The 18,129-nt window shown below is 46.4% G+C and carries 13 protein-coding genes; 5 read left to right on the forward strand and 8 right to left on the reverse strand.

Annotated features, from left to right (window positions below; genetic code table 11):
• Positions 1-168: 168 nt before the first annotated feature.
• The gene (locus ACMA1I_RS04460; RefSeq protein WP_337067083.1) at positions 169-1,281 is read left to right on the forward strand and encodes an MBL fold metallo-hydrolase; all 1,113 of its coding nucleotides are present in this window, start codon (positions 169-171) and stop codon (positions 1,279-1,281) included.
• Between the two features lie 315 nt (positions 1,282-1,596).
• Positions 1,597-2,007, forward strand: a complete 411-nt coding sequence (locus tag ACMA1I_RS04465) for a cytochrome c (protein ID WP_337067084.1) — start codon at positions 1,597-1,599, stop codon at positions 2,005-2,007.
• 24 nt (positions 2,008-2,031) lie between these two features.
• On the opposite strand, the gene ACMA1I_RS04470 is transcribed toward ACMA1I_RS04465, so the two are convergent.
• The 6 genes from ACMA1I_RS04470 to ACMA1I_RS04495 form a co-directional block, all read right to left on the reverse strand.
• On the reverse strand, positions 2,032-2,928 hold the full coding sequence (locus ACMA1I_RS04470; RefSeq protein WP_337067085.1) for an aldo/keto reductase: 897 nt from the start codon (positions 2,926-2,928) through the stop codon (positions 2,032-2,034).
• 153 nt (positions 2,929-3,081) lie between these two features.
• Entirely contained in the window at positions 3,082-4,191 is a 1,110-nt protein-coding gene (locus ACMA1I_RS04475) for a mechanosensitive ion channel family protein (protein WP_337067086.1), read from the reverse strand.
• A 275-nt stretch (positions 4,192-4,466) separates the two neighbouring features.
• Complete coding sequence (locus tag ACMA1I_RS04480) at positions 4,467-5,816, reverse strand: NAD(P)/FAD-dependent oxidoreductase (protein ID WP_337067087.1); 1,350 nt, start codon at positions 5,814-5,816, stop codon at positions 4,467-4,469.
• Between the two features lie 468 nt (positions 5,817-6,284).
• Positions 6,285-7,355: an NADPH dehydrogenase NamA gene (gene namA / locus ACMA1I_RS04485; protein ID WP_337067088.1), complete on the reverse strand. Its 1,071-nt coding sequence runs from the start codon at positions 7,353-7,355 to the stop codon at positions 6,285-6,287.
• Positions 7,356-7,752: 397 nt separating this feature from the next.
• Positions 7,753-9,084 carry a xylose isomerase gene (xylA, locus tag ACMA1I_RS04490; RefSeq protein WP_337067089.1) on the reverse strand — a complete coding sequence of 444 codons (1,332 nt, stop codon included), beginning with the start codon at positions 9,082-9,084 and terminating at the stop codon, positions 7,753-7,755.
• Between the two features lie 33 nt (positions 9,085-9,117).
• Positions 9,118-10,602 (reverse strand): xylulokinase, encoded by a 1,485-nt coding sequence (locus ACMA1I_RS04495; protein WP_337067090.1) that lies wholly within the window; start codon positions 10,600-10,602, stop codon positions 9,118-9,120.
• A 241-nt stretch (positions 10,603-10,843) separates the two neighbouring features.
• On the opposite strand from ACMA1I_RS04495, the gene ACMA1I_RS04500 reads away from it, so the two are divergent.
• Positions 10,844-11,860 (forward strand): LacI family DNA-binding transcriptional regulator, encoded by a 1,017-nt coding sequence (locus ACMA1I_RS04500; RefSeq protein WP_337067091.1) that lies wholly within the window; start codon positions 10,844-10,846, stop codon positions 11,858-11,860.
• Positions 11,861-12,080: 220 nt separating this feature from the next.
• On the opposite strand, the gene ACMA1I_RS04505 is transcribed toward ACMA1I_RS04500, so the two are convergent.
• Positions 12,081-12,545 (reverse strand): hypothetical protein, encoded by a 465-nt coding sequence (locus tag ACMA1I_RS04505; RefSeq protein ID WP_337067092.1) that lies wholly within the window; start codon positions 12,543-12,545, stop codon positions 12,081-12,083.
• A 61-nt stretch (positions 12,546-12,606) separates the two neighbouring features.
• Between ACMA1I_RS04505 and ACMA1I_RS04510 the strand changes: the two genes are divergently transcribed.
• Together ACMA1I_RS04510 and ACMA1I_RS04515 are read left to right on the forward strand one after the other, a co-directional pair.
• The gene (locus ACMA1I_RS04510; RefSeq protein ID WP_337067093.1) at positions 12,607-15,045 is read left to right on the forward strand and encodes a GNAT family N-acetyltransferase; all 2,439 of its coding nucleotides are present in this window, start codon (positions 12,607-12,609) and stop codon (positions 15,043-15,045) included.
• Positions 15,046-15,076: 31 nt separating this feature from the next.
• Positions 15,077-16,765, forward strand: a complete 1,689-nt coding sequence (locus ACMA1I_RS04515) for a PAS domain-containing hybrid sensor histidine kinase/response regulator (protein WP_337067094.1) — start codon at positions 15,077-15,079, stop codon at positions 16,763-16,765.
• Between the two features lie 89 nt (positions 16,766-16,854).
• Here the strand turns inward: ACMA1I_RS04515 and ACMA1I_RS04520 are convergent, their stop codons facing one another.
• Positions 16,855-17,880: a UDP-glucose--hexose-1-phosphate uridylyltransferase gene (locus ACMA1I_RS04520; protein WP_337067095.1), complete on the reverse strand. Its 1,026-nt coding sequence runs from the start codon at positions 17,878-17,880 to the stop codon at positions 16,855-16,857.
• Positions 17,881-18,129 lie beyond the last annotated feature (249 nt).

Here is an 18,129-nt window from a genome sequence, read left to right on the forward strand (position 1 = left end):
ATTTTTTGCGTCATAATTCGATACTTATCAAAATATAAAATTTAAACTATTTTAAAATGCCTCGAACAATAGGCTTTTATTTCCTTTTTAAAACAGCCGGCTTTAGAATTCTTGCCTGCGGTTTATGATCACAAACAACTTATGCAACAACAAAAAAAGACTTTGAAAATGATAGGAATAATAATCGGGAGTTTGTTTGGGGCGATACTGCTTGGTGGAGCCATTTTTATGAATGTAAGTCCTCAGTTTGGCGGCAAGCCAACCAAAGAAAAAGAAGCGGCCTATGAACAGCTGAGTTATTACCAGGACGGCAAATTCCAGAACCTGATCCCAACCTCTATGGACATGAAATTTGGCGACATGTTAAGCACCATGGGCGACATGATAAAAGGCGACCCAAACCGGCAACCAGGTCACCTGCTGCCGGTGCAAACCATCGATTCGCTGGACATAGCCAATCGTCCGGAAGGTGTGGAGCGCTTAACCTGGTTCGGCCACTCTGCCTTCCTGCTCGAAATTGGCGGCAAAAACATTCTGCTCGACCCCATGCTGGGCGAATCGCCTTCGCCCCTTCCGATGTTCGGCTCCAAGCGCTACGCCGAAAAGTTACCCATAGAAGTGGCCAAACTACCACACATCGATGCGGTTATTATCTCGCATGACCACTACGACCACCTCGATTACAGCTCCATACAACAGTTAAAAGACAAAGTAGACGCGTTATATACACCACTGGGGGTAGGCGCGCACCTGGCTGCCTGGGGAGTAGACGAAGCCAAAATTCATGAACTCAAATGGGGAGATGAGGTAACGCACAAAGGATTGACATTTATCTGCACGCCAGCCCGCCATTTCTCAGGAAGAGGTTTGTTCGATCGCTTCTCCACCCTCTGGGCCTCCTGGGTTATCAAATCAGGCCAAAAAAGCCTGTACTTTAGCGGAGACAGTGGCTACGGTCCGCATTTTAAAGAGATAGGTGATAAATACGGCCCGTTTGATGTGGCTATGATGGAATGCGGCCAGTACAATGAGCGCTGGGGAAATATCCATATGTTTCCGGAACAAACTGTGCAGGCTTTTCAGGATGTGCAGGGCAAGCTGCTGCTGCCTATCCATTGGGGAGCATTTTCTCTGGCGCTTCACACCTGGACCGATCCGATAGAACGTGTAAGTGCCAAAGCAAAAGAACTGAACGTGCACATGGCTACCCCCCGCATTGGAGAGTCAATTGATCTAAACCAAACCGCCTCCTATACGAAGAGGTGGTGGGAGCAGAATTAAACGGCCATCTATAAACTTGCCTCCACTGGGCCCTTGCCAACAGCAATTATGCTAATTAAAAGGGCCTTCCAGAGCTATTTTGCGGAAAAAGCGCCAAGGCCTGAGTTAGAAAAATTTTTCTCACTCAGGCCTTGGCGCTTCAAGAATATTACCTCCAATAGAACCATTGCTTTTGATGAAAGAGCCTCAGCCAATTGCGTAAACAAGAAGGTTTATACTAGCTGCTCCCAGTGCTCAAACCAAAATTATGGGCCAAGGTTTGGAAAGAATTCCGGCTATTTACTTACCTTAGGCTTATAAAACCGCATTGAGTTTATGTTTAAAAGTTGTTTAGCTGCCTTTATTCTTACTACAGGCTACGTTGTAACTGCCCCTCAGAAAGATACACTTTCCGAAAGCATGAAGCGTGGAGAACAAGTCTATACAGCCAACTGCCAGAGCTGCCACATGGCGGCAGGCGAAGGCATAGCAGGCACCTTCCCTCCTCTTGCAAAATCAGATTACCTGCTCAAAGATCAGAAACGGGCAATCAATGTGGTGGTGCATGGGTTGAACGGCGAAATAACAGTTAATGGCGAAGCCTACAACATGGATATGCCTGGCTTCACTTACCTTTCTGACCAGGAGGTGGCCGATGTGCTAAACTTTGTTCAGAATAGCTGGGGCAACAAAGCCAAGGCTGTTACCCCGGGCCAGGTAAAGGCTGTGAAGCAACAGAAAAAATAGTATAGGCTGGCTCTCTGCCAGTTATTATCGGTGTTGCTCGTAAGTTTTTGCCTCAATTGCCGCCGTCAGCTCCTCTACTTCTGACAAAGTAAGGGCCGGAGCAGCAGCCACCTGTAATGCCTCATTTAACTGCGCTTCGTTTCTTATACCGATAACCGCCGTCGTTACCGCCGGGTGATGCAGAGAAAAACGGCCCGCCACTTCGGCAGCACAGCTTCTTTTTGAGGCTATACTCGCCACCGTACGGGAAGCTCTAGCCACCTCAGCCTCAGAGTAGCCCAGGTAAGCCTTCGGCGTCTTACCCAGCAAAAGCCCCTGAGCATAGCTGCCCCTGGCCAGCACACTGATTTCCTGCTGTTGTAGCAGCGTCAGGCTTTCTTCCTCCGGTCGGCGGTCCAGCAGGCTGTACTGCATCATTACACTCACAATCCGCGATTTTTTCACATATTCCCGAATCACGTTTGGCCTGATGGAGGAAATTCCGTAGTGCCGTATTTTGCCTTGTTGCTTTAGTATCTCAAAAGCCTCAATCGTCTCTTCTATAGGATCGTCTAGCGTGCCACCGTGCAGCTGGTACAGGTCTATGTAATCTGTCTGCAGCCGCTTCAGGCTCTTATCAACGGCTTCTAAAATATAGGCTTTAGAAGGATTCCAGTCCCAACCGCTACCGTCGGGGCGCATTTGGTTGCCCACTTTTGTTGCCAGCAGCACCTTATCCCGCACCGCTTTAAAAGCTTTTCCAACGGTTACTTCATTCTGCCCTTGCTGGTACAGATCGGCCGTATCGAAATAATTTATACCCTTGTCGAAGGCCTTGTGCAGCAAAGTTTTATTTGCCGCATCATCCTCTCCTAACGACATGCAGCCAAACCCTATCTCGCTAACCTCTAAATCAGAATTACCAAGTTTTTTATAGTTCATGCCAATCAGTAAATTTATTCAGTTGTAACAGCTGTTTGCTGTTATAGCTGCTCAACCATTTAGAAAAAGCTACTCAACTCTTTCTTTCTAACACCTCGGCTTCCCTGGTTAAAACACGGGCAGCGAAGTGCAAGAGTAGCAGGTGGTACAGCATTAGTTTTGAAAAGCAATGTTATTTTCCACCTTTTCCTGTTGCTCATTTACAACAAACAGAGTGCGGGTTGGGTATGCAAAGTCGATTCCCAGCTTTGTAAACTCCTCGTAAATACTCAGGTTAATTGCTTGCTGCACATCCATGTACGTGTTGTAATCTGAGCTTAACACAAAATAAACCACTTCAAAATCGAGGCTGGAATCGCCGTAGGCTGCAAAATGCGCACGATCAAATTCTACGGGATTTTGCGCAAGCACTATCGATTTTAGCAAACCCGGAATCATCTTCAGCTTTTCGTGAGGTGTCTGGTAAGTTACGTTTATCTTAAAAACAATCCTCCGGCGCTGCATTCTCTTGTAGTTGTGAATGCGTGAGTTGGTAAGGTCGCTGTTCGAAAATACCAATTGCTCTCCCGACAAACTCTTAATGCGGGTGGTCTTGATGCCAATGTTCTCCACCACTCCCAGCTTATCGTCTATAATAATGAAATCGCCTATTTCGAAAGGTCTGTCCAGAAATATAACGAAGTAGTTAAAAAGGTCACCAAGGATATTCTGCGCTGCCAATGCCACGGCTATACCACCAATTCCAAGGCCTGCTACCACCGTGGTAACATCGTAACCCATGTTGTCGAACAGGAAAATAAAGCCGATAAACCAGATCACAATATTGATGATGATCATAATGCCCCCTAATTGCTTCACCTTTTCATCGCTGTGTGTCTGGCTCTTTAAAAACGACTGCAGGAGCAACAAAATGGTAGTAGAGATAAACCGGATAGCCAAAATAGTAATGGCAATGGTCAGGCCTACTTCCAGCGCCCGCAGCAACTTTGGTGGCAGTACCAGCGAGGTTAATGAAACATAAGCTACGCTAATAAAGAGCGCCGGAACACCAAAACGCTCCAGGCTTTCCACCACAAAATTGTCGAGCTGGGTTTTTGTTTTGGAGGTCAGGCGTTTTACCCTGATCAGAAAAACATTCTTAAATGTTCTAACCAGCACCATGCCTATAACTAGAATAGCCAGTGCAATCAGGTAATCCTGCACTGAGTTTTTAAAATATGATTGCTCTAAAACATTATTTAAATTATTAAACAAGTCCCGCATAAAAATCCAATTTTGTTAATGATAAACTTAAAATTACCCATTATTGGCAAATATAACCAGCGTTAGCCTGATAAAACGGCAGGGCACCAGGTGCAGAGGCTAAACATAAACAGGTGTAGGAAGCGAAGGGCGAGCTGAAAGGAGCTGCAGGTGCAGCAGTGATTTACGCAGCAAAGACGAGTAAAAACAATAGGATTTCGACTACCGGCACTAGCACTCTTTGCTGGCGCCAGGCAGTCGAAATCCTTAGAACAGACCTTATAGCTAAGTTATAGCTAAGAATCCGGGTTATATTTTTTGAAAAAGTCACGGGCACTTTGGTCACCTTTCCTGACAAACGGCCTGATGATAAGACGCGTTCCTCGCTCAAAAGTGAAGAAGCGGTACATCCAGTTACTGATTACCACCAACTTGTTACGGAAGCCCACCAGGTACATGATGTGCACAAAAAGCCAGATAATCCAGGCGAAGAACCCGCTCAGGTGTATTTTTCCCGGCAAGTCTGCCACGGCCCGGTTACGGCCTATTATTGCCAACGAACCTTTATCCAAGTACTCAAACGGCTCCAACTTCTCTCCTCTTATAAGCCTTTTCAGGTTTTTACCTAACAACTTGCCTTGTTGCATGGCTGGTTGCGCTACACCCGGATGCCCTCTGGGGTACTTCTCCGTTTTCATGAAGGCAATATCACCAATGGCAAAAATGTTATTAAAGCCAAGAACCTGGTTAAAAGGGTTTACCAGTATTCTACCGCGTTCAACAGATTCAGGCGGCAAGCCATCTACCAATGCGCCTGCCACACCAGCTGCCCAAATAAGGGTATGCGCCTTTATTTGCTCCCCTCCTTTCAAGGATACAGTGAGCCCGTCATAGGATTCTACTAGGGTACTCAACTTTATATTGATGCCTAGCTTTTCCAGATACCTATGCGTTACTTCACTCGACTTAGGATCCATGGGCGGCAGCACACGGTCCAAGCCTTCAATCAGGTAAATGTTCATTTTACTGAAATCAAGGCCCGGGTAGTCGGTTGGCAAAATGTGCGTGCGCATTTCAGCTAAGGCACCTGCCAGTTCCACGCCGGTAGGCCCACCACCTACAATCACAAAGTTCAGCAAACTGTGTCGAATTTCTTCGTCTTTGGTCATGCTGGCCTGCTCAAAACACTGCAGCAGCTGGCTACGCAGGTTTAGTGCATCGGGTATATGCTTCAGCGGAAAAGAGTAGCGTTTTATTTGCTCGTTGCCAAAAAAGTTTGGCTTGGTTCCGGTGGCAATAACCAGGTAATCATACTGCAAATCGCCTATTAGGGTCGCTACCGTGTTGGTGGCATGGTAAATGCCGGTAACGCGAACAAGCCGGAAATGAAAATCCTCGTAATCGTCGGAGCCGAATATTTTGCGCAATGGTTCTGCAATGGCATCTGGTTCGAGTCCGGCCGTAGCCACCTGGTAGAGTAGCGGCCAAAAGCCATGGTAATTCTGTTTATCAAACATAACTACCTGAAAATGCTTCCCAGAAAGTTTTTTGGCAAGGTTAATTCCACCAAATCCACCACCAATAATAACAACTCTTGGCTTGGTTGTGTCCGGTATATTTAAGGAGAGCTTGTCGAAATTAAGCATAGGTCGAATGGTTGTTTTAGGCTGAAAACAGCTGCAAGATATACTGGTCTCACAACTTTTCAGGTGTTTACGGTAAATGTTAACAAAGATTTATATTCAAATGCCAAATATTTATTTTTTCTGCTATTTCAGCACCTTTGCTTTCCCTTTTAGCCACTGCACCGCCACCATGCTGGCATTACCAGATTCATTAAAAGGTGATTTTCCGGGCAAAGTCCCCTCTCATTAAGTAGCAATTCTGCAAATGATTTAGCCCTTCCGGAGCATTTTTAAGGTTGTGTGGCATCTGACTTCCACATTAGCCAAGAGTACTACGCTAGGCATTAACTACAATTTCTTCTGAACAAAAAGACTACAGTTTACTCTAAAGTTTTAGATTCTGCTAATGAAAAAGGGCTTCAGGAGGCAAAACAACTAATTATTTGCTTTAGCCTTGCTTTGCCTCCCGAAACTTCATTTTACTTTGCTTTACCTTGGTTTGGCGCGCTCGTATTGCAGTGGCCAGTCCAGATTAGCTTTTAACTCGTGGGCAGCATGCAGCGGAAAGTACGGATCACGCAGAAATTCCCGGGCCAGCAGAACAAGGTCGGCTTTTCCTTCAGCTATAATTGCCTCAGCTTGTTGGGCATCGGTAATAAGGCCGACCGCGCCTGTTAAAAGGCTGGTTTCCTTTTTAATACGATCTGCGAAAGGCACCTGGTAACCTGGCTCCACCGGAATTTTAGCTGCCGGCACGTTACCACCGGTAGAACAATCTATTAAGTCAACTCCGTTTTCCTGCAGCACCCGGGCCAGCTTCACAGATTCTTCCAAGGTCCAGCCACCTTCGGTCCAGTCGGTAGCAGATACCCTGACAATTAAGGGAAGCTCTTCTGGCCATACACTTCGTACCGCCTGGGTAACTTCTGTTACCAGCCTAATGCGGTTTTCGAAAGTGCCGCCATAGTGGTCGGTGCGGGTGTTGCTCAGAGGTGAGAAGAATTCGTGTAGCAGATAGCCATGTGCCGCATGTATCTCTACTACCTGAAAGCCTGCTTCGAGGGCACGGACGGCAGCCGCTTTAAAGTCGGCTATAACCTGCTGTATTTCTTCTGTCGTTAAAGCATGTGGGGCTGGCTCCTTCTCAGAGAAGGCAAGTGCGCTGGGCGCTACTGTTTGCCAGCCGCCGTTTTCTGCTGCCGGTATGGCTGCTCCACCTTTCCAGGGGCTCTGGTGACTAGCTTTCCGGCCGGCATGTGCCAGCTGAATGCCCGCTACTGCTCCATGCTGTTGCATAAAGGCGGTAATCTTCCGCAAATCGCTTATATGCTCCTCTTTCCAGATACCGAGGTCGTCGGGGGTAATTCTACCTTCTGGTGCCACAGCCGTAGCCTCCACAATAATTAAACCGGCACCACCTACTGCTCTGCTACCGTAGTGCACAAAATGCCAATCGTTCGCATAGCCATCTTCGCTGCTGTACATGCACATTGGCGACATCGCAATTCTATTCTTAAGGGTTATTTCTCTTATCTTGAGGGGACTGAATAATGCAGACATATTTATTTTATTAATTTCCAATTGCTACCAAAACACCTGTTCCTGCAGCTCCATGGTTAGCATATGGCAAAACTACAAAAGTATTTAATGTATATACATTATTTGTATAGAAAAAGTTTTATTTAATGAATTATGATGATGAAAAATGAAGCTGTAGTACAGTAGAGGAAAATGAGCAACACTGCCGCCCGCGTCACAGGTTCTCTATTCGTACAAATCATTGCAAGCAGGTGCACGCTAAAAAGAAGGTGCTTGGCAAGTCTTAATTATTCTAATGATTTTGCCCTTCCTGAGCCCAAAGCGATTAAAAGTGGCTTAGGCTTTTGCACGGAAAGGGCAAAAGAAAAAGGCTTCGCAGTTAATACCGCGAAGCCTTTTCAACATGAAGTCTCTAAAATTATATGTATCGGTTTATCAGGTTCTCCAGGTACTCCTGCTTGCCGCTACGAGTCTCCGGTTCTCCGTGCTCTATGGCGTAGGCCCGCAGGTCTTCCAGCGTCAGTTTACCTTCTTCAAATTCTTTGCCTTTCCCACTGTCGAAAGAGGCGTAGCGCTCCTCCCGAATTTTCTTGAAGTCAGACTTCTGAAGAATGTTATCAGCAGTTACCAGGGCTCTGGCAAAGGCGTCGGCACCACCAATGTGCGCATAGAATAAATCAGCCGGGTCGGTTGAGTTTCTCCTGATCTTGGCATCGAAGTTAATACCACCTCCCTTAAAGCCACCTGCCTGCAGAATAATCAGCATGGCCTCGGTCAGCTCGTTTATGTTTACCGGGAACTGGTCGGTATCCCAGCCATTCTGGTAATCGCCACGGTTGGCATCTATAGAACCCAGTAATCCGGCATCTACTGCCACCTGTAGTTCGTGCTCAAAAGTGTGGCCAGCCAGGGTGGCGTGGTTCACTTCCAGGTTCAGGCTGAAATCGTTAAGCAAGTCGTGCTGGCGCAGGAAGCCAATAACCGTTTCGGCATCAAAGTCGTACTGGTGCTTCGTTGGCTCCGCAGGCTTCGGTTCGATAAAGAACTTTCCTTTAAAGCCTTGCTTATGTGCATAATCTTTGGCTGCGTGCAGGAACTGCGCAAAATGCTCTTTTTCGCGCTTCATGTTGGTGTTGAGCAGGCTCATGTAGCCTTCTCTTCCGCCCCAGAACACATAGTTTTCGCCATTCAGGGCAATAGTGGCATCGAGAGCGGCTTTTACCTGGGCCGCTCCATGCGTCAGTACATGAAAATCTGGGTTGGTAGAGGCTCCATTCATGTAGCGCTTGTGCGAGAACAGGTTGGCTGTGCCCCACAAAAGTTTGGTACCGCTTTCTTTCTGCTTCTGCTGGGCATACTCCACCAGCGTCTGCAGCCTGCGCTCATTTTCTACAATATCATCACCATAATCCACCATGTCCACGTCATGAAAACAGTAGTAAGGCATGTTTATCTTGCTGATGAATTCGAAAGCAGCATCCATTTTATCTTTGGCTCTCTCTACAGCATCTGCTTTTTCGTCCCAGGGGAAAATGTGGGTAGCACCGCCAAAAGGATCGGAACCGTTACCGGTAAAGGAGTGCCAGTAAGCTACTGCAAAGCGCAGGTGCTCTTTCATGGTTTTGCCGGCCACTACGCGGTTCTCGTCGTACCAGCGGTAAGCAAGCGGGTTATCCGATTCCAGACCTTCAAACTGAATCTGGCCTATTCCTTTAAAAAATTCTTTGTCACCTAATACTACGTTTGCCATGTTGTGTTGCGTTTTCTGTTGATGAGGTTCGTATTATTTTCTGTTCAATTTATCTTGTAAGAGTGCTTTCCACTCCTGGTACACCGGCTCGTACTGGGCTGCCGCTTGGGGTTCTATTAACTGCAAAGGCTGTGTGTTGCTGAAGGCCTCGTCGCCGGAGGCAAATGTTTTCACCCCGATACCAGCGCCCAGGGCTGCTCCTACGCTGCCATCGCTGGGATAAAGCTCCACCGGCACGTTAGTGGCATTCACAAAAGCTTCTGTAAACAGAGGGCTTAAAAACATGTTCGCGCGGCCTGCCCTGATGACAGTAGGATTCATACCATTCTCGCGCATAATGTCGAGGCCATACCGGAACGCAAAGGCAATACCCTCCTGCACCGCCCTGAAAATGTGCGGCTGCGTGTGCTTGTACAGGTCAATGTTCTCGAAATGCGCGCCTACTAGTTTATTGTTTAGCATACGTTCTGCGCCGTTACCAAAGGGCAGCACCCGCAGGCCATCACTCCCGATAGCCACTTCACTGCCCAGCTTGTTCATGTCGGCGTAGCTAAAGCCAGCACCAACCATGTCTTTTGTCCAGCGGTTCAGAATACCGGTACCGTTTATGCAAAGCAGCACCCCTACCCGCTTCTCCTCGCTGGCATAGTTTACGTGCGCGAATGTGTTTACCCGCGACTGTGGATCATAGACCAGCTTATCACTAACACCATAAATGACGCCTGAAGTACCTGCCGTGGCAGCTACCTCACCTGGCTTCAGCACATTTAAGGAAAGGGCATTGTTTGGTTGGTCTCCCGATTTATAGGCAACTGGTATTCCTGCTGTTAATCCTAATTCGGCTGCTATCTCCCGCTTAAGGTGCCCATGCTCTGAGAACACTGGTTTTATTTCCGGAATCAACTCTTTGTCAAAGCCAAAGTACCCGAGCACATCCTCTGAGAGCTGGTCCTCCTGAAAATCCCAGAAAACGCCTTCCGAAAGGGCCGAAATACTGGTGGTAATTTCACCGGTTAACTTCATAGAAATAAAGTCACCTGGCAGCATGGCTTTATAGATTTGAGCGAATTTCTCAGGCTCATTTTGCTTTACCCAAGCCAGTTTGGAGGCGGTAAAATTGCCGGGGGAGTTAAGCAGGTGCGCCAGGCTCCGCTCCTCACCAATAGCCTGCAGGGCACCCACTCCGATGGCCACTGCCCGGCTATCGCACCAAATGATGGAGTCGCGGATCACGCGCTGCTCCTGGTCCACCACCACCAGCCCGTGCATCTGATAGGCAATACCAATGGAGCCGATTTCTCTGGGATCGAACATAGAAGTGGCATTCACCTTTTTAATGGCAGCCTGCACATGCTCCCACCACATATCAGGCGACTGTTCTGCCCACCCCAACTGGTGTGATATAATGCCTGACTCTACCTCAGGGTGTTGTGCCGAAGCCACGCACTGCTGCGTAGCAGCATCTACAACCGACACTTTAATGGATGAAGTGCCAACATCTATTCCTAGTAGGAGCATATTTCACATCTTTTTAAGAGCATAAACCTTTCCTGCTGCCACGGGTTACAGATAATTGCCGACAGCTAACAGGCATAAGTTTATGCCAACGTTGGCATAAACTTATAAGAAAGTTTTGAAATCCAAAAATTTATCTGCAATTATGTTTAAAATTATTTTCCTTTAACGTTTAAACTGGCTTTGTAAATGCAGACTTCGCTTTTACAGAATTAGGGCCGAGGCATAACCAAACAGACAGAAAGTGCAGAAAGTAACGATACACGACATTGCCCAAGAGTTAAACATAACCTTTTCTACGGTAGCACGGGCTCTTAACGACCACCCAGCCATTAGCGTGACTACAAAAGAAGCCGTACGCGAAACAGCGAAACGTTTAGGGTACCGGCAGAACAAAGTGGCTTCTTCCTTACGCTCCGGTCGCACCAATATTATCGGCGTAGTAGTTCCGAGCCTCGATGTTTCCTTCTTCAGCTCGGTGGTGCACGGCATTGAGCGGGTGATGCACGAGAACGGCTACAGTATTTTGCTCTATCAGTCTAATGAGTCGCTAAAGCAGGAAACTAAAGGTATTGCCACTTTTCTGGCGTCTAGGGTAGATGGCATTATTGCCTCTGTTACTGCCGAAACCTTTCAGTATGAGCACTACACCGAAATAAAAAAGCGCAACGTGCCACTCCTCTTTTTTGACCGTACGATCTCTGAGCTCAATGTGCCTTCTGTAACGATAAACGATTACAAAGGTGGTTTTATGGCTACCGAACACCTTATCCGCAAAGGCTACAAACGCATCGTACACATATCGTCGGAGCGGGATCTGCCTATATTTAAAGAACGCCTGAGAGGTTATACCGATGCCTTAGCCTATTACGACCTGCCTTTTGATGGGAGCCTGGTTTTCAGAGGAAATATTTCGATGGAATATGGCAAAGCCTGCGTCGATAAGCTAGTGGCCAGGCAAGTACAGTTCGACGCCATTTTTGCCCTGGAAGACTATATGGCCATGGGTGCTATTCATCAGTTGCTGGCACATGGCATTACCGTACCTGACCAGGTGGGCGTTATCGGTTTTGCCAACGAAGCTTTTGGAGCCTATATTACCCCTACCCTCTCCACTATAGATCAGCAAACTGTAAAAATGGGCGAGGAAGTGGCCAACCTGTACCTGAAACTTTCGAAGAATAAAAAATTTTATGAAGCAGAGCCGGAACGGGTGGTATTAGAACCTTTGCTCATGATGCGGCAGTCTTCGGCCAGATAAGTGGCAGCCAGGAGAGTCCTTATCTCTGCTGCCTCAGAGAGGATATCTTGCAAATTATTCTAATGAAAATGGACTTCTGGATGTATTAGATCAATTTTTGGCATAAGGGATGACTGCACTATAAAGTCGTCTTACTACTGCCAGCAAAGTATTAAGAGGTGAATACTTTTGATATTTAAGCAAATCTATATTGGCTAACACCTTAATTTTAGGCTCAGTTTTAACAAACAGCTATAATAACGGCAACTTGCGCCCACAACGTAGCCAGAAGCGCTAGGCAATAGCTGCCTTTAAACTGAGCTAGCCACTCCAGTGCAGCCTGCTTATCGGTAAACATGCGGGAAGGATTTTTAGGCTTGTTAACTGATATGAAAAAGTTGGCCATCATACGAAGCACAGGAGAGGTTACTAATATGGCACTAGCTGTCACCAGCTCATTCCCTTGGTCAGCCATGAAGTCTCGGGCTTCTTTCGTAGATTTCTTCACCTTAGTGATATCGAATAAGCTGGGATACGATTTATTTTGAATAAATTCCAGACGATCCTGTACACAAACTTTAGCGGCAGGCAAATCTAGTAGCTCTATTTCCTTTACATAACATTCAAGAATACCATCTGCAAATCGGAAATAAACATATTTCGAATCTTTAGTTTGAAGATCATTTTTTCTGCCGAGATTTGTCATGTAATTTGAATTTATTCCAGCCTGGATTGTTTAGCTAGAAATCCAGGCAAATATAACAAAAATGGCTAAAATAAGACACAACAACCTTCTCGATACAGTTGATTCTGTACTGTCCATGTCAAGAAAAAAAGGGATCATTCATCTCCATGCAGAAGATGAATTGCTTGATGGAAGATCACTTACACTTAATGGTCGGAAAGTCCTCCATTTTGGAACTTGCGGTTACCTGGGCCTAGAGCACCACCCTAAAATTAAGCGAGCAGCTATCGATGCTATTGAACGGTTTGGCACACAATTTCCTATGTCGAGAACATATATTTCGAATCCGCTTTATCGTGAGCTCGAAACCATGATTCAGGAAATGTATCAGGCTCAAGTAGTTATATCCAAAAACTGCACATTATCGCACCTCACTACTATTCCTAGCCTGATCAGACAAACCGACTTAGTAATTCTGGACCACCAAGTACATGCCAGCGTGCAGGAGGCGGTAAAGAAGATGCTTACTCAAGGAGTAACAGTTGAGATGATCCGCCACAACAACTTAGAGATGTTGGAAGACCGGATCAAAAAGCAGCGAAGCAATTTCGACCGCATCTGGTATATGGCCGATGGAGTTTATTCTATGTACGGAGATTTTGCACCTATCAAAGAAATGATAGCCTTGGCCGAGAAATATGACCAGCTGCATTTGTATGTTGATGATGCTCATGGCATGAGCTGGGCTGGCAAGCATGGCACAGGTTATGTTATGAGCCAGATGGATAATAAACTCTACCGCAAGATGGTTCTGACTGCAAATCTTGGAAAAGCGTTTGGTGCCTGCGGTGGCTTGTCGCTGTTCCCGAACGAGGAGTGGTACAATAAAGTCAACAACTTCGGAGGCCCGCTTACCTTTTCGGTACAGATAGAACCTGCCACGCTGGGTGCTGCGCTGGCATCGGCCAGGATTCACAGAAGCGATGAAATTTATAAGTATCAAGAGGAGTTGCAAAAGAAGATTGCCTACTTTAACGCTTTGCTCAAAAACACCAACCTGCCCCTGGTGCACGAAAGCCAGAGCCCGATCTTCTTTATCGGCACCGGCACCATGGACATGGGAAACCACTTGGTGCAGGAGTTGCTGCAGGATAGTGTGTATGTAAACTTGGCTACCTTCCCGGCAGTGCCTGCCAAAAACATAGGCATTCGGATTACCATATCCCTCAGCAATACATATGAGGACATAGAACTACTGGTCGATAAGCTGTGCCTGCATTTTGACAAGGCGCTGAGCGCAACCAACCAGACCCTCGAGAAAATAAGGAAGGCATTTAAAATGGCTCCTCCCGCTGTGGCTGCTCTCCCTCCCTTGCCGGTTGCAGATAACGCACTGAAATTGCAATGCTTTAACACCATTACAGACCTTGATGCCTCCACCTGGAACGAGCACCTGGGCAACAGAGGCATTTTTGACTGGGAAGGACTTCGTTTTCTGGAAGAGACATTTAAAGATAATGAAGGTAAAGAAAACAACTGGGCTTTCAGGTATTATGCAGTAGAAGATCCGGAAGGCAAAATCGTACTGATGACATTTGCCGTAGTTGCCCTGCAGAAAGACGACATGTTTTCAGAAGTGTCTATATCTAAAGTGCTGGAGAAGGAGCGTGAGCTTAACCCCTACTACCTAACCTCTGTCGGGCTTACGATGGGTACTTTATTCACAGAGGGTAACCACTTGTTCCTCGACCGCAAAAGTTCACACTGGAAAAATGCCCTAAAGACTTTTTTGGCAGAATTGTACAAAGAGCAGGAAAAGGAAAATGCCGCTAACATTCTTTTACGTGACTTGGACGCAGGAGACAAGGAGATGGATGACTTTATGTTGGAACATGACTTTGTGAAAATAGACCTGCCGGAATCGGGTGTTGTCGAAAACTTGAATTGGACAACAGAAGAGGAATATAGAAAAACACTTAGCCGGAAAAGCAGGGAACAGTTCGCAGCCAAGGTAAAGCGAAATGAACAACTTTTTGACGTGGTAGTAAAACAGCAGCTCGCTGCTGATGAATTAGAATATGCCATACAGCTATTTTCAAATGTTAAAAAGAATAACTATGGCATCAACAACTTTTTGTTTCCTAATAAGCTTTTCTATCTCATGAATGATAACAACTCCTGGGAGTTTGTTGTTTTATATTTAAAGGATGATGCTGCTCCTATTAGAAAACCTGTTTCGGTCTGCTTCTGTCACATAAACAGTGACAATATTTACAGTCCGGCCCTAATTGGCATGAACTATGATTACCTTAAAGAGTATGGCGTTTACAGGCAAACTCTATATCAGGTTATCCGAAGAGCAAATGCTCTTAAATGTAAAAAGGTTAACTTTGGTATATCAGCTTCAATAGAAAAGAAAAAGCTGGGCGCTACACTTTATCCTAAAGTAGGATATTATCAGGCCAAAGACAACTATACCATGGAGATGCTGCAGGCTACCATTTCGCTAGACCAAGAGTGACAGCATTACAAGAACATATTTATACTATCTAGTGAAAGTTCTGAAAGAAAGAATAGAGGAAATAATAACCTTAATTGCTGAGGTAGCCAATGGCAACTTTGAATATGAGATCGAAGCTTCTGAAACAGGAGATGAGTTAGATGCCATTATTGCCGGAGTTAGTATGCTTGGTCAGGAACTGAAAAGTTCCACTGTCTCCCGCGATTTTATGCAAAGCATTTACCAGGGGGTAGTCGATATGCTGGTCATTCTGAACCCTGACATGACCGTACGGACCGTAAATGAGGCGTTTGAGGAACTTCTTGAGCTAAAAGAAGAAGACATTGTTGGTCACCGCATTTCTGAATTGGTTCACCCCAGCGACGCTATTCGGTTAAACGCAGCTCTGACTAAATTCAGAAGAGAAGGAAAATGCCTGAACGCAGAACTCTTGCTACAGCCTAAGGTAAGCCACCACATTTTACCAGCATCCTGTTCTTTCTCTTACCTAATGAACAGCCGTAGAGAGATCGATGGTATTCTAATCATCGCCAAAGATATTTCCGAAATAAAAAGAACAGAACGTGAACTAAAGGAGGCAAAGAACAAGGCAGAGGCTGCTAACGAGGCAAAGAGCAATTTTTTGTCTAGCATGAGTCACGAGATCAGAACTCCCCTTAATGGTATTATGGGTTTTACAGAACTGCTCATGCAAACTGAGTTGAACAAATCGCAGCGGCAGTACCTGAACCTGATAAAAACCTCTGGCTCCACCCTTACAAAATTGCTCAGCGATATACTGGATCTGCACCGCATTGAGCAGGATAAAATTTTCCTTGAACTGATCCCTTTCGATCTTAGGAGCATTGCTTCTGCCAACCTGGAACCTTATAAACACCTTGCCCTTGGCAAAAACATATCATTTACCTATTATTTTGATGAAGCCATTCCGGAAATCGTGATCGGCGATCCGAACAGGATTAACCAGGTGCTTATAAACTTGGTAAGCAATGCAATTAAATTCACAGAAACAGGTGAAATCACCGTTCATCACAGGGTTGATAAACTCGAGGACGAACATCTGGTGCTGACCTGCACGGTAACAGACACTGGTGTCGGTATTCCTTCGTCGAAACAGGCCATTATCTTCGATTCGTTTACGCAATCCGACCAGTCCACCTCGCGCAGGTATGGAGGCTTTGGACTTGGATTAGCTATTAGTAAAAAGCTGGTAAATATTTTGGATGGCGAAATGGGAGTAATTAGTCCACTGCCAGGCCAGTCAAAGGGGTCGTCTTTCTGGTTTACGGTAAAATTGAAAGCAGCTGAAATTCAAACGGAAGATGCCGCAGACGATCAACCAGACATTGATTTTAAGCTAAAAGAAGAAAAGCAGATCTTAGTTGTTGACGACAACGAAATTAACATGTTCCTGATGCAAGACATCCTGGAGAACTTTGGTGCCAGGGTGAGCACGGCGCAGAGCGGCGAAGAAGCTATTAAGCTTGCACAGGAAACACCATTTGATATTGTGTTTATGGACATCCAGATGCCGGATATAGACGGTCTGGAAGCAACAGCACTTCTTCGCAAGGCAGGTTTTAAAGGAACTATAATTGCTTTCTCTGCTAATGCGTATAAAGACGATATTCATAAAAGCCTGGCTGCCGGCATGAATGACCACCTATGCAAACCGTTTACCCAAGAGGACCTGATTGCCCTGCTAACTAAATGGACTTGACTTTATTTTAGCTTGATATCTACAACAGCAGAGGCCGGCCCTTATAAAGATCGGCCTCTGCTGTTGTAGGGGGTTGAAAGCCAGATAATTTACACCAGGTTTCTCAACCTTTCCGCACTGGTTTCAGGTGTAATGTCGCGTTGCGGATTGCCCAGCATTTCGTAACCAACCATAAATTTTTTAACGGAGGCAGAGCGCAACAGTGGCGGATAAAAGTGCATATGGAAATGCCAGCTGCCGTGCTCCTGTCCATCGGTTGGGCTTTGGTGAATACCTGCCGAGTATGGGAAAGATACATTAAATACTTTGTCGTAGGCCATGGTCAGCTGCTTAATGGCATCGGCAAAAGCATTTTTCTCCGCATCGTTCATTTGCGCAATGTGCTGAAAATGACGCTTGCTGATAATAATGGTTTCGAAGGGCCACACCGCCCAAAACGGCACCAATACAGCAAAATGATCGTTCTGATATACAATGCGTTTTTGCTCCTCAAGTTCTAGTTGCAAGTAATCGAACAGCAAGCTGCGGCCGTGCTCCTGAAAATAGGCTTCCTGCTGCACTGTTTCTTTTGCTGGCTCGCCAGGCACTGCACTTTGAGCCCAGATCTGCCCATGTGGGTGCGGATTGCTGCAGCCCATTACCTGCCCTTTATTCTCAAAAATCTGCACGTAATTGATGAAGTCGAGCTTGCCAAGTTCTATATACTGCTGCTCCCACAGATCAACCACTTTTCGGATATCGGCAACTTCCATATCAGGTAAGGTAAGGTCGTGGCGTGGTGAGAAGCAAATAACCTTGCTAATGCCTCGTTCACTTTCAGCCTGTAGTAATCCACCTTTAGTAAAGGAACCTGCTGGCGTGTCGGCTTGTAGGGCGCCAAAGTCATTCTGAAAGATAAACGTAGACTCGTACGCCGGATTTTGCTCGCCATTTACGCGCGTGTTCCCGGGGCAGAGATAGCAGGCAGGGTCATACTCCGGCCGTGCCTCTTTCTCTACAGCTTCCTGCTGGCCCTGCCACGGGCGTTTAGCCCGGTGAGGCGATACCAGTACCCACTCCCCTGACAAAGGGTTGTAACGACGATGCGGGTGCTCTTCTAAATCAAATGCACTCATAGGTTTTATCAGTTGCTGCCGCCTTGTAGCGGCATAGGTTCAGAAAATAAATTATGCCAATGAATATGACTTTCCTCAGGCAATCTGGCTGCTCCCATCCACTATCTGGGCGATGTATACCTTTGGCTCTCTGCCGAACTGCTGCTCATAGGCCTGGCTTACCTGCCGCGTGTACTCCTCCAGCCGCTCTACGTGCACCAGGTTGATGGTGCAGCCGCCAAAGCCCCCGCCCATCATGCGGGCCCCCAG

This window comes from Pontibacter sp. 13R65 (assembly GCF_047525655.1).
Classification (GTDB): Bacteria; Bacteroidota; Bacteroidia; order Cytophagales; family Hymenobacteraceae; genus Pontibacter.